We start from the raw sequence: 13,181 nt of genomic DNA on the forward strand, positions 1-13,181 counted from the left end.
TGTCTTTGACAATCTTGGGAAATGAATTTATAATCATGATCAAATCAATATTTTGATATAGCTTGCTCAAATTTTAATATATTTTGGGCTATTTTTATCACAGATTTCTTAACATTCAACACTTCTGATAATAAGGTTATGACTTTGGTTTAGAAAAGAGTAAATTTTTAAGATTTGTTAAGTATACTATACCAATACCTAAAAATCAGATTAATGGTATATAATGGGATCTGAGATAGTTAAAATGATTGCCTTAATATTTCATGAGGGTATAACTATGAATGCTTTAACTGTCAATTTTAAATCAGTAATAGAAATGACTGATGAGCAGTTTTTTGAGCTATGTCAAAACAACCGCGACTTGAGATTTGAAAGAAATGCAAATGGAGATTTAATTATTATGCCACCAACTGGAGGAGAAACGGGAAATCGTAATGGTAGGGTAAATCAACAGTTATTTAATTGGACTGATGTTGATGGTACTGGGATAGCTTTTGATTCTTCTACCTGTTTTAAATTGCCTAATGGTGCGGATCGTTCTCCTGATGCTTCTTGGATAAAGTTAGAAAGATGGGATGCTTTAAGTGATGAAGAAAAACAAAAGTTTCCTCCTATTTGTCCTGATTTTGTGATTGAGTTACTTTCTCCTAGTGATAGTTTGAAGACTACACAAGAAAAGATGAGGGAATATATAGATAATGGTGTGCGTTTGGGTATATTAATTAATCGTAAATCTCGTCAGGTGGAAATTTATAGACCAGGTCAGGAGGTTGAGGTTTTAGATTCTCCTGCTACGGTTTCGGGGGAAGATGTGTTAAAGGGTTTTGTTTTGAACTTGGGGATGATTTGGTAATATGGAAGAAGAACAATATACTCCAATTAAACTAATCAACACCAGCTTAGAAGATTCTGAACAACATCTTTACTCTTTTATTGCTGTAGTAGTTAAAAAAAACTGGCTTGGTTATTCAGCTACTGGAGGGAGTTATACTATTCATTTAACAAATAAGAGATTAATAGTAGAGAGTGATGTAAATGCCGAGTTTCTAGAAAACTTTTATAGCTTAATACAGTTTATCCCTTTAGAGGGAACATATTACGCAAAAGGTAAAGCAAAAGAGGCAAAAAAGAAAATGGATTATTTAAAATACACTTCTATCTCTATAAACTATAATGATATTGAAAAGTTTGAATTTCTAACCGGAAATTTCAAACTTAGTTTTGTTCATATTGTATTGAAAGTAAATTTAGATAATAGAAATATAGAATTTTTTAATGATTTAGGGTTAGAGTATTTTAAGCCTTCTCCTGTAAAAGAACTGGATTTTAATAGCCTGTGGGAAAAATTAGGTCAAACTGACTTCAAAAATCTAGGAATACAGTGGTCTGAACATATCAAGAAAATGAAATCTATAGATTCAACTTCTGACTTTATAGATAGGGCTAATAATTTATTACACACATGGATGTAAAAGTAAATATTGCTAAAATTTTTTAATAACTTTCAGCATTCTGAACCACAACAGATGATTTCACTAAATGTATAATTACGGAGATTTAATCAAATTATGTATAATCAAATCAGTCTTTGGGATTATTTACCAGATACCAATAATCTGACTTTAGAAAATCAGATTCACAAAAAAACAATTATTTCTAGTGATGGAGAAGTAATATTATATCCGATTTTTTTTAGCAATCAAGAAAGCAATCAGCTTTTTTCAGATTTATATTCTAGTGTGAACTGGAAACAAGAAATAATCCAATTTTTTGGTAAACAAATGCCTATACCAAGATTGACAGCATGGTATGGAGATGAAGGAAAATCTTATACTTATTCTGGTATAGAACAACATCCAGAACCTTGGAACACAACATTAAAATTAATTAAATCCAAGATTGAAGAAATCGCTCAAGTTAATTTTAATAGTGTTCTTCTCAATTTATATCGTGATGGTAAAGACAGTGTTTCGTGGCATAGTGATGATGAACCAGAATTAGGTAAAAATCCCATCATTGCTTCTGTTAGTTTTGGTGCAACTCGTCGTTTTTCTTTACGACATAAGCATTCAAAAAATCACAAAATCTCCAGATTTTTATGCTCCTAATCTTCATCACACATTTGAGAGTTATCTTGCATCTCTACAAGATTCTGCAAAATACCTATGGAAATCCTAGATTTTGATGAATTTTATCGGTTGTATTTTCACAGTGAGGACATTTTCCCTCTTTTTGCTTATTTTCGATTTCTATAACTATTTCATCATCAGTAATAAAATCATAATTAACAACCTTGATATCTTCAAGATTAATAACTTTCGTAATCAAGTGAAGTAAGGGATTAGATGGCATATTTATTAAATCACTAATTTTTATTTCAATCTTTTTGAACTTTCTTAATCTTAATTAATTCCAAGACTCTTTTGTGATAATCACTTCAGACTGTTAATTAGTATAACATTATCGTCCGCTATCCGGTTTATTTATATTATTTTACCATAACCACTCTAGTAGAGCCGAGATTTTATCTAGTATTATTAATGGGAAAAGAAAAACGTTCAGAACAACGTTTAAAAAATTCAAAAGTGCAAATAATAAATGGCTTTTTAGGTACAATGTATACCCTAGCTATAATTAGTTTTATCCTGGGTAGCCTCTACATCATACAGAAAGAATTGAAAATAAATTCTTTTCCATATCACCAAATTGAAAAATTTAGAGAATCTTTAAAATAAAATTCTAAAATTTAGAATACAGCAAATTGGCAGGAAATAGCTCCCAGACTTCTCAAAAAAGTTGCGTATATGGATATGATATGACGTTCTTGAGAGTCTGAGTTGAGAGTCTGAGCAAGACTCCTGTACTAATAAAGCTTACCAAAAGTAACACTTAGTATTTTAATAGACGAATTTAAACAGATATTGGAAAATTTCTCTATCTAATGGAGGAATAAAGATACAAACAATAAATACTAAATAATTAAATATTCCGATCACCTGACGAACTTTAATACAATATTCCCCCGTTGATATCTGATAGCGGGGGCTTTTTTTATCAATTTTTTATCTAATTATACCAACAAATAATTTTATCTAAAAATTTATCTCTCTAAAGGAGGACTTGATAAATAGCGAATAATTATTAAATATTAAATAGCCCGATTACCCTACCGGACTTTAGCTCCAAACCCCCTCTTGTTATTAACCGTTCAAGAGGGGGCTTTATTCAGATATCAATTGATAATTGACAATTGAAAATTGATAATTGTTTGATTGCAGTTTAAAACCTATCCTTTCCATGAAAATGTGGCTGTCTATTTTCAATATTGGAATTTTTGAACATTTATCATTTATCATTTATGAGTTGTGATTAAGGATTACAATATTCACATAATCCCGGATCTGCAAACTGTTTACCATCAGGATATAATTTTTTCTCTATGAAATTACATTTGCAACATTGATAAATTACCGCCATAGTTAATAAAGTTGGTTGATGGCAACTTTCACAAGGTAAACCTTTAATTTTTTGAGTTATACTAAATCCAGGGGTAGAACATTGAGGACAACAACTATTAATTTTATTCAGCAAATCTTGGGTAGCTTTTTCGATATTCTTCATCCGCATTGGATTATAAAGTGCCCGCATATCAGTTTCTATATGTAAATTACCATCGGGGGAATTATTGAAAGCGAAATTCACAGCTTCCTGTAATTTTTCTGTGGTAGTTATACCTTTAATAATTTCAAGATTTTCAGGATTTGATTTTTCAAACCAAACCACTAAACCATGTTCAGGGAAACCGACTTTTTCAGCAAATTCTTCTGCTTCTGCTAAACTGCTAATAACTCGATGATTAAAGTTAGTATCAGTAGAAAAAACTTCCCCAACAATTTCTAATTTTTTTTCTTGATCTAAAAAAACAATAATTTCTCTGTTAGCATAAATATAAGGAAAACTGGGATGAGGTGCAAAACTCCCTTCACTAGCAATAGCTATCTTTTCCCCTGTCATCTCCATAGCTTTTTGTGCTTTTAATTTTGCAGTGGCAATTTGTGTATCTGGGCGTTTTATTTCTCTAGTAAATGTGCCAAAAACATCGGTGTTAAAATCCTGTGGTACAATAACCTTAATTCCTAATTCTTGTTGTAATAATGGGGCAATTACTTTTTCTTTATGGTGCATAGTTGCGATCACAGCCACACGGTTATTAAAGAGATTTTTCAATAATTGCTTTGTCATTACGGTTGAGACTCCCTGATAAATAATATTACAGAAGATTGCAGATCAATCAGGTACAGAATCAAAGGTAAAACCTAGATATAAAGAGAGAGGGCAACCACAGGGGGTTTGCCCCTACTGACTCCTGACTCCTGAATCTTACATTTTTATGGTGGGCAATGCCCACCTCAAAACTTAACTTTGCGCTTGGGGAACTTGATTATTTTGATTAACTTGATTCATTTCTGCCAACATTTTTTCTTTATTGCGTCTGCGAATTTTGGCATACATTTGAATACTAGCAGCCATGAAAATCACTAAACCAAAAATTAACCAAGCAGTGATATCTGTGGGTAGATTATTCTTGAAAATAGCCAACATGACAATGACAACTAATAACAAAGTCGGTGCTTCATTTAAAGCCCTTAATTGTTGTCCACTCCACTTACATTCATCGGCGGCTAACTGTTTCATTAATCTACCACAATAATGATGATAGATTAATAAAATACCCACAAAGCCTAATTTAAAATGTAACCAAGTTTCTTTTAACAAGTCTGGGTTAGTGGAAAGAATACCAATGGCCATCGCTACCGTGACGATCATTCCGGGGATGGTAATAATATGGTAAAGACGTTTTTCCATCAGTTGATACTGGTTTTTGAGTATCGTTTTTGCGGGTTCTGGTTCTTGGTTCGCTTCTGTGTGGTAAATAAATAAACGCACCAGGTAGAATAACCCTGCAAACCAAACTACAAAACCAATAATGTGAAAGGCTTTAAACCATGAATAAGCCATGAATTGTCACCTACCTTAGTCAATTTACAGATGATTGCATTTACTCTTATTATCAGGTTACGGCAATTATTGACAAGGTTGCAGATTATCGCGGTAATTAGTAATTGATAATTGGTAATCAATTATTTCTGTCACCTGTCACCTGTCACCTGTCACCTGTCACCTGCTATGACGACGCACAAAGGGTAACAGGTCTTGTAAAATCACTTCATGATAATGTTCTTGGGGATAATGTCCCACCTTATGTAACTTAATTATGTCTCCATCGGGTACAGATTTCACAAAACTTTCAGCCATATCTAAAGATAACCAAGGGTCAATGATTCCCCATTGTACTAAAATCGGTTTTTGCCATTCTTTAAAACCTGTTTCAATTTCTGACATGGCTTGATCCAGTTGCAAATTTCTAATTGTTGATAGTAAACTGCGACCAGATGCTGAAGTTTTCAAGAACGGTTTTCTATAAACATCTAAATCTTGATCTTCGATGCGATAACGACATCCACCTTCTAAGGTTCTATCCACTAGTAAGGGATCTTGTGTCATCATTTCCCCTGCTAATGGTAAACCCATTTGTTGAATTTTCCAAGGTAGTTTAGCAGATGTAGAAATGGGAGCATTTAAAATAGCAATGTTGGCGATTTTTTCAGGATTTTTCAAGGCATATTGTAAACCAACTGAACCTAAAAATCCCTGCACAACTAAGGAAAAACGTTCTAATTCTATAGCTTGAATAAAGTCATCTAAAGCTTTGATAAATGCGTCGGGAGTGTAAGCAAAATCGCGTTTTTCTGGTTTGGCAGAAAAGCCGTATCCAATCCAATCTGGTGCGATCGCTCTTGTTCCCTGTGCTGCCAAAGCTGGTATAATATTTCTCCAGCTATAACTTTGGGAAACTATGCCGTGTAGTAATACCACTGGTAATAAATCACTTCGTCCAATGGGTTGGGCTTCCCGATAATACCATTCTAAGGAATTTACTGTTATCTTATGTTCTTTTATTGACACTTTATGTTCCGATCCTGAAAATACAATGATATAGATCCCCGACTTCTAACATTAATTTATCATTTATTGTCAAGACTAAAAAACAAGTAGGGTATTATTGACTTTTATTTGACAACCTGATAAAATAAGCAGCTATTGAGAGATATCATAAAACAGTTAAATATTTTTTGTCAGAATAATGAATTAATAAAAATTAATACTTGTTCCTGTTGTGCAGCTGTTAAATTGTCTAGTTTTTCTAAAATAGATTTTTTGTTTTCCAGTGCTGGATTCATCATGAAAATCCTCATCATTTGTAAAAAAAATCTTCTTTAATCATATAGGCATCCGCTTTTATTTGTGAAAATATCCTAATTTTTTAATTGATTCTATCCTGTAAATCCTTTAATCCTGGATATCTTGATTCTGAAAATCTGCGTTTATCCGCGTTTATGTATTTATCCTGCAAACAAAGATTCTAAATCTTGACGACCATTGACAATTCTGAGAATTTCTACATGATCATCAACAAGTTGATAAAGAATGATGTAACCATTAAGAGGTATTCCCCGCATTCCTTTTCTGATGTGTTCGTAACTACGCCCCATTTGGGGAAATTGCAGCAAGTTTTCACACTTTCTCGTAAATTCTTGAAAAATCTTTTCTCCTGTTTCAATATTTCTAGTTAAAAAATATTCGGAAATGCTATCTAAATCTTTTATTGCTTGAGGTGAAATTAAACATTGATTCATTTTTTCGCCTCACGCGCATGGCGAAATTTGGCTTGCATTTGTTCAATGACTGTTTCTAAAGGAACTCCTTCACCTCGTTCTAATTCTGCTGCGGCTTCGTTGACTTTAATTCTCACATCTTCTACCCATTCTTCATATTCTTTTTGTGTTTCTTGTAACAATTGTAATGCTTGATTAATTACTGCTTGAGCATCAGGAAATTTACCTTGTGCTAGTTGGGTTTTAATAAACTGTTCTTGTTCTGGGTTTAGGGTAATATTCATGGTTTGTCTTCTGTGATTGATAATTTTTATTATAAACAATATGTAACTTGGGTTAGTTCCACCACGACAAGCATATTCCCATTCAGCCTCTAGTCTCTAGTTCCCATGCTCTGAGTGAGCAAGTCCTAAGTTGACAATTTCATAGACAAAACTATACTTATATTTATTGACAAAAATCAATATATTTTTAGGAAAAAATCAACTACTTGATATATAATACGGTGATATCAAGTATTGAATTGAGACTATTGCCGACGCGAAAACCAAGCAATGATGGTGGTAGTCTTTTTCAGAAACTTAATTGGAACACAATCGCGTCTGGCTAAGGCGTGAAAGTCTACTGAGGGATAACTGCTCCCATGCTCCCGTTGAAGTAGAAAGTAAAGTCTAGTTTTGTCTAGGTTTTATATAGCAGAACACAGTTAGGGGTTATGCCTCAATGATAACTGGAGGTAGAACCTCCTAGATCGCATTACCAGTCTCTGACTGAGAACGAGAAAACGAGAAACAAAAATAGTTTTACTCCTGACTCCTGTACGGGCGTTCGCGAAGCGTGCTGGAAGCATCAGCATGCGGACGACCAATTATCAATTTTTGTCCAAAACTAAGCTGTTGTGCATTTAATTTGTATAAGTGGAACAGGCATCTTGCCTGTTAAACAAGAGTTCAGAATATTAGGATTATACAATTTAGCTGTGTAACAGCTTATTTTCCGAATGCTTCGCCCCTACGACTCCTGCTGTAAAAGAAGATTGTTCTAGAATTACAATTAACTGTGTTCTCTAATTTAACCGAATCTGTGACTACTACTCCCCTTTCCCCCAACTTCTCACAAACCGCTGCTGTTCCCGATAGCTTAGGACGTTTTGGACGCTTTGGTGGTAAATATGTTCCTGAAACTTTAATGCCGGCTTTAGCTGAACTGGAAACAGCTTATCACCAATACCGTAATGATCCTGATTTTCAAGCAGAATTACAAGGTTTACTGCGAGATTACGTAGGACGCGCTACCCCTTTATACTTTGCTGAAAGACTCACCGCCCATTATGCCCGTCCTGATGGCACAGGAGCGCAAATTTACTTAAAACGCGAAGATTTAAATCATACAGGCGCTCATAAAATTAATAATGCCCTTGGTCAAGTATTATTAGCAAAGCGCATGGGTAAGCAGCGCATTATTGCTGAAACAGGTGCAGGACAACATGGGGTAGCTACAGCTACCGTTTGCGCTCGTTTTGGTTTGCAATGTATTATTTACATGGGTGTTCACGACATGGAACGCCAATCCTTAAATGTGTTTAGAATGCGCTTGATGGGGGCGGAAGTTCGTGGTGTGGCAGCAGGTACGGGAACTCTTAAAGATGCCACTTCTGAAGCCATCCGCGACTGGGTAACGAATGTAGAAACTACTCATTATATCCTGGGTTCTGTAGCTGGTCCCCATCCTTACCCGATGATAGTCCGGGATTTTCACGCGGTTATTGGCCAGGAAACTCGCGCTCAAGCAATGGAAAAATGGGGTGGTTTACCTGATATTCTCATGGCCTGTGTGGGTGGTGGTTCTAATGCAATGGGACTTTTTTATGAGTTTGTTAAAGAACCATCGGTGCGGTTAATAGGTGTGGAAGCTGCTGGTGAAGGTGTGAATACTGGTAAACACGCCGCTACCTTGACAAAAGGACAAGTTGGTGTATTGCATGGGGCAATGAGTTATCTGTTACAAGATAATGATGGACAGGTGATTGAACCCCATTCCATTAGTGCAGGTTTGGATTATCCTGGTGTTGGTCCAGAACACAGCTATATGAAGGATATTGGCAGGGCTGAATATTATAGTGTGACAGATGCTGAAGCTTTAGAGGCATTTCAACGCTTATCCCGGTTAGAGGGAATTATACCTGCTTTGGAAACATCTCATGCGATCGCCTATTTAGAAACTTTATGTCCTCAACTTACAGGCAGTCCCCGGATTGTGATTAACTGCTCTGGTAGAGGTGATAAGGATGTGCAAACAGCTGCTAAATTCTTAATTCAAGGCTGATAATTAATCATGTTGAGAAATACTATTTCAGCTATTGGTGCAGGTTTCTTAGTTTTAGTCAGTGGTGGGATGGCTAGTTCTGCTCCCAGTCCATCTTTTATATCCAATGACAGCTACAAAGTAGCACAAACTAATGTTAATACTGCTGCTATAGAAGCCTCTGTTTTCCAACAAATAAACCAGTACCGATCCTCCCAAAATTTACCCCCATTGACTCGTAATTCTCGTATTGATCAGCAAGCAAAAATTCACAGTCAAAACATGGCTAGTGGTAAAGTTACCTTTAGTCATGATGGATTTCAAGCACGAGTCAGAGCGATTGGTATTCCTTTCAGTAGAGTTGCGGAAAATGTGGCTTACAACAAAGGTTCTACAGATCCTGCAACCACCGCTGTACAAGGCTGGTTAAAGAGTTCAGGACATCTAGCTAACATTAGAGGTAATTATAACCTCACAGGAATTGGTGTGGCGAGTAACAGGAAAGGACAAATTTTTTTCACACAAATTTTCCTCACATCAAGATAAATTTTAGTACCTGATTGGTGATTGGTGATTGGTGATTGGTAATTATTTGGTTTCGTAATCCCAATAATTTCAATTGTCAATTATCAATTATTTTTGCATCTGTCAATGGATACTATTTTTTATATATTTTTTTGACTAAAAATGTAGTGACAATAACACTTTGTGAGGTGAAGCATCTACCATAGGCATATACTGGATACTGGATTTTTTTAAAGTTATGAAATTGGCAGACTTTTAGCAAAATAAAATGTCATTTTCAGGAAAGTGAACTCAAAAATATGAATTATAGAAGGTGACAGGTAATGGGTCATAGGTAATGGGTAATAGGTAATAGGTAAGATTTCTCCTGACTCCTGTACGGGCGAAGCATTCGGAAAATAGGCTTGGACAAAATTTATAATTAGTCGCCCGAATGCTTCGCCCCTACGACTCCTGACACCTACTGTAATTCTTCAGTTCACCAATACTTGACAGTATCCTGGTACTTATTCTGTACATCAGAAGATAGAGTATATGTCTGATAAATCCATACACTACCTAATTCTCTATGTTCCGACAAACTGCTTTTGGCATGGCTTTAAGTACGCTTGTCCTTGCTAGTGGATTGATGACTGATCCTGTTCCCAGCAATAATTCTGCTAAAAAAATCACTCACACTCAGTCATTTAATACTTCTAGTCAGGCGGCTATTTTGAATCTTGGTTCTGAAAATGCTACTTTAGAAAAATTAGTTTTTGAGCAAATTAATCAATATCGTGTTTCTCAAGGATTATCAAAGCTCACCTTAAATGCAAGTATCACTCAGCAAGCAAGAATTCACAGTCAGAACATGGCTAATGGTATAGTGAAATTTAGTCATCATGGATTGGAACAACGAGTTAAAGCCATTCCTCTTAAATATGACAATGCAGCCGAAAATGTGGCTTTCAACGTGGGATATAGTGATCCAGCAAAGCAAGCTGTGATTGGTTGGCTCAACAGTCCTGGACATTTGCATAATATTCAAGGAAATTTTAAATTGACAGGGGTGGGAGTGGCGACTAATGCCAAAGGTGAAGTTTATCTCACACAAATATTTGTCAATACCAAATAGATTGTCTTACTGATTTTTTGCACAATTTGCATAATAATAAATTAGTGTCTGATCCAGTAATTTTTTAACTGATAGACACTATCATTCATTTGGGAACGATTGATGAGATTAGATGATTTTAGGGTTAGTGACGGTGATATAGATGCTGCTACCCTCGCGGAGTATTTAAAATCTGAAGCTCTGGCTGTAGACACGGAAACAATGGGATTATTACCACAACGCGATCGCTTGTGTCTTGTTCAGTTGTGCAACCCAGAAGGAAAAGTCACCGCTATCCGCATCGCTAAAGGACAAACAGAAGCTCCAAATTTAAAACAACTTTTGGAAGCAACCCACATCCTCAAAGTATTTCACTTTGCACGGTTTGATATTGCTACCTTACGCCACAATCTTAATATTCAGGTTCAACCTGTTTTTTGTACTAAAATTGCTAGTAAGTTAGCCCGCACCTACACTAACCGTCATGGTTTGAAAGATGTAGTACAGGAATTAGAACAAGTAGAACTAGACAAAAGCTCTCAAAGTTCTGATTGGGGGAATGCTGCTAATTTATCGGAGGCTCAATTAAGTTACGCTGCTAATGATGTCCGCTACTTATTGAGCATTCAAGAAAAACTAACGCAAATGCTACAACGAGAAGAACGTTGGCAACTAGCGCAAGAGTGCTTTCAAGTTCTACCAACATTGGTTTCTTTGGATTTATTACAATTCAAAGATTTATTTGAACATTAATTGGTAATTGGTAATTGGTAGTTGGTAATTGGAATTATTATTATTATTGATTTTCTTATCTGCCCAATGCCCAATGCCCAATGCCTAATGCCCTATTTACTTCTGTTGATTTTCCATAATCTTTTGGATGCGAGAGACAACATTGTAATCATCTGCACCTGCGGGAGTTCTTGATTCGATAATACCTTCTGTTTGTCCACCAATTGCTTTCCATGCTCCCAAACCACCTTTTAATTCTGATACGTGTACAAATCCCGCAGCACGCAATCTTTGGGCAGCTTGAGCAGTTTGTCCCTCATCAGTGCCGTAAACATAAATATCACGGCTTTTTTGTAAAGAAATTTCTGCACGATCTGTTAGTTCATCTATAGGCATAGGCATTGCGCCCATAATATGACCTTGGTTGTAGGTTGAGCGATCGCGGACATCCAAAATTGTAAATGCTGGTTCGCCCCATTCTAGACGAGATTTAACTACATGAACATCCGATTCTACTTCTATGGGTGGCTGTTGAGGAATAATCCCACCCATCAAATTATTAGTCATAAGTTTTATCCGTTTTAACCTATTCAATTTCAACTTCAATCAACTTAGTCAACAATAAATTAACAAACAAAGTCTAGTTAATTTGTCTGGCTTGAGTATGAAAATATAAAAATTTTCCTGAATAAATCCTGAATAAATCCTGAATAAATCTTGTAAAAATCTATCTTTAGATATATTCGATTCCTCATATCGTCATCAGTAAAATTTCAGTACAGATACTTCGGTATAACACCACAATTGATTTATATTTTATACATTTTTTTTTTCAAAAAATACCAAAATCATACATTACCGATACATTTTATAAGGATTATTATAAAGTTTGCATAAACTTCAGGAAAAATTCAGTGTATACAAGGACTAAAGCATTTTTCCTACTTATTTATTTAGCCAGGAGCTAAGATACTCCTTAAACACAACATCTCAAAGCATCTGTCACCACAGAAAATCGCCAAATCAATCAATAAACTGCATTGGACTATGGATAAGCTTGCCACGAATATTCCCAAGATTATGATTGTAGATGACGATTTCAGTGTGAGAAATCTCGTCTACCGTTTTCTGAGTCGAAAATACCAAATAGAATCGGCCTCAGATGGTAAAAGTGCTATGGCATTATTTGATCAATTCAATCCAGCCTTGGTAATTCTGGATTGGAATTTGCCAGATGCCAATGGCTATAAACTTTGTCAAGAAATGCAAAGTCGCACCAATGTTTTAGTTTTGATACTCACTAGCCGGAATGATGAAGCTGATAAAATTAAAATTCTGGCCGCAGGTGCAGATGATTTCATGACTAAGCCATTTAGCCTAGCAGAAGTGGAAGTCAGAGTTGAAGCACTTTTAAGACGCATTCGTTATATCCATCCTCATCAATCACAACGTCTTGTTTTTCAACAATTAGCAATTAACCCAGAAGGTAGAGAGGTAAAATTGAATGATAAACCTTTAGCTTTAACGGCTTTAGAGTTTAATATTTTACATTTTTTAGCTAGTCATCCAGGACAAGCTTGGAGTCGTCCCCAACTAATTCAGAAAATTTGGGGTTGTGACTATGTAGGAGATGGAAGGGTTGTAGATGTGCATATTGGTCAATTACGTAAAAAAATGGAAGTTGATTCGAGTACACCAGAGTTTATCAAAACGGTACGCGGCTATGGTTATAAGTTTGAACCACCAGAAGGTAACAAAGTTTAACCTCTCCGTAAGTATTCAGCTATCAG

The 13,181-nt window shown here is 35.4% G+C and carries 15 protein-coding genes; 8 read left to right on the top strand and 7 right to left on the bottom strand.

The features are described from left to right. Positions 1–277 precede the first annotated feature (277 nt). The 3 genes from H5968_RS15935 to H5968_RS15945 all read left to right on the top strand — a co-directional run bounded on the left by H5968_RS15935 (position 278) and on the right by H5968_RS15945 (position 2,108). The gene (locus H5968_RS15935; protein ID WP_187040757.1) at positions 278–853 is read left to right on the top strand and encodes a Uma2 family endonuclease; all 576 of its coding nucleotides are present in this window, start codon (positions 278–280) and stop codon (positions 851–853) included. 1 nt (position 854) lies between these two features. Beyond that, positions 855–1,472 carry a hypothetical protein gene (locus H5968_RS15940; protein ID WP_187040735.1) on the top strand — a complete coding sequence of 206 codons (618 nt, stop codon included), beginning with the start codon at positions 855–857 and terminating at the stop codon, positions 1,470–1,472. Positions 1,473–1,568: 96 nt separating this feature from the next. Next, positions 1,569–2,108, top strand: coding sequence for an alpha-ketoglutarate-dependent dioxygenase AlkB (locus H5968_RS15945; RefSeq protein ID WP_187040736.1), 540 nt, complete (start codon positions 1,569–1,571; stop codon positions 2,106–2,108). Positions 2,109–2,163: 55 nt separating this feature from the next. Here H5968_RS15945 and H5968_RS15950 read toward each other — a convergent pair whose 3' ends face one another. The 6 genes from H5968_RS15950 to H5968_RS15975 form a co-directional block, all read right to left on the bottom strand. After that, on the bottom strand, positions 2,164–2,352 hold the full coding sequence (locus tag H5968_RS15950) for a hypothetical protein (protein WP_255427156.1): 189 nt from the start codon (positions 2,350–2,352) through the stop codon (positions 2,164–2,166). A gap of 1,017 nt (positions 2,353–3,369) precedes the next feature. Next, positions 3,370–4,242, bottom strand: a complete 873-nt coding sequence (locus H5968_RS15955; protein WP_187040737.1) for a DUF6671 family protein — start codon at positions 4,240–4,242, stop codon at positions 3,370–3,372. A 174-nt stretch (positions 4,243–4,416) separates the two neighbouring features. After that, complete coding sequence (gene hemJ, locus H5968_RS15960; RefSeq protein ID WP_187040738.1) at positions 4,417–5,019, bottom strand: protoporphyrinogen oxidase HemJ; 603 nt, start codon at positions 5,017–5,019, stop codon at positions 4,417–4,419. A 159-nt stretch (positions 5,020–5,178) separates the two neighbouring features. Then, positions 5,179–6,027, bottom strand: coding sequence for an alpha/beta fold hydrolase (locus H5968_RS15965; protein ID WP_187040739.1), 849 nt, complete (start codon positions 6,025–6,027; stop codon positions 5,179–5,181). Between the two features lie 437 nt (positions 6,028–6,464). Then, positions 6,465–6,758, bottom strand: a complete 294-nt coding sequence (locus H5968_RS15970) for a type II toxin-antitoxin system RelE/ParE family toxin (protein ID WP_096567188.1) — start codon at positions 6,756–6,758, stop codon at positions 6,465–6,467. Beyond that, positions 6,755–7,021 (bottom strand): type II toxin-antitoxin system ParD family antitoxin, encoded by a 267-nt coding sequence (locus H5968_RS15975; protein ID WP_096567186.1) that lies wholly within the window; start codon positions 7,019–7,021, stop codon positions 6,755–6,757. The genes H5968_RS15970 and H5968_RS15975 overlap by 4 nt, the downstream gene beginning before the upstream one ends. 799 nt (positions 7,022–7,820) lie before the next feature. Here H5968_RS15975 and trpB point away from each other — a divergent pair. The 4 genes from trpB (at position 7,821) to H5968_RS15995 (ending at position 11,412) form a co-directional block, all read left to right on the top strand. Continuing rightward, positions 7,821–9,062 (top strand): tryptophan synthase subunit beta, encoded by a 1,242-nt coding sequence (trpB, locus tag H5968_RS15980; RefSeq protein ID WP_187040740.1) that lies wholly within the window; start codon positions 7,821–7,823, stop codon positions 9,060–9,062. A gap of 9 nt (positions 9,063–9,071) precedes the next feature. Further along, positions 9,072–9,587 (top strand): CAP domain-containing protein, encoded by a 516-nt coding sequence (locus H5968_RS15985; protein ID WP_187040741.1) that lies wholly within the window; start codon positions 9,072–9,074, stop codon positions 9,585–9,587. 547 nt (positions 9,588–10,134) lie between these two features. Next, positions 10,135–10,680 carry a CAP domain-containing protein gene (locus tag H5968_RS15990; RefSeq protein ID WP_096567182.1) on the top strand — a complete coding sequence of 182 codons (546 nt, stop codon included), beginning with the start codon at positions 10,135–10,137 and terminating at the stop codon, positions 10,678–10,680. A gap of 102 nt (positions 10,681–10,782) precedes the next feature. Beyond that, positions 10,783–11,412 carry a ribonuclease H-like domain-containing protein gene (locus H5968_RS15995; RefSeq protein WP_187040758.1) on the top strand — a complete coding sequence of 210 codons (630 nt, stop codon included), beginning with the start codon at positions 10,783–10,785 and terminating at the stop codon, positions 11,410–11,412. A gap of 96 nt (positions 11,413–11,508) precedes the next feature. Here the strand turns inward: H5968_RS15995 and H5968_RS16000 are convergent, their stop codons facing one another. Then, a complete protein-coding gene (locus H5968_RS16000; RefSeq protein WP_187040742.1) occupies positions 11,509–11,958 on the bottom strand; it encodes a rhodanese-like domain-containing protein in 450 nt (149 codons plus the stop codon). A 480-nt stretch (positions 11,959–12,438) separates the two neighbouring features. Between H5968_RS16000 and H5968_RS16005 the strand changes: the two genes are divergently transcribed. Further along, complete coding sequence (locus H5968_RS16005; protein ID WP_096567177.1) at positions 12,439–13,155, top strand: response regulator transcription factor; 717 nt, start codon at positions 12,439–12,441, stop codon at positions 13,153–13,155. The last annotated feature ends 26 nt before the right edge of the window (positions 13,156–13,181 follow it).

Origin of the sequence: Sphaerospermopsis sp. LEGE 00249 (assembly GCF_014299995.1) — a bacterium.
GTDB lineage: Bacteria > Cyanobacteriota > Cyanobacteriia > Cyanobacteriales > Nostocaceae > Sphaerospermopsis > Sphaerospermopsis kisseleviana.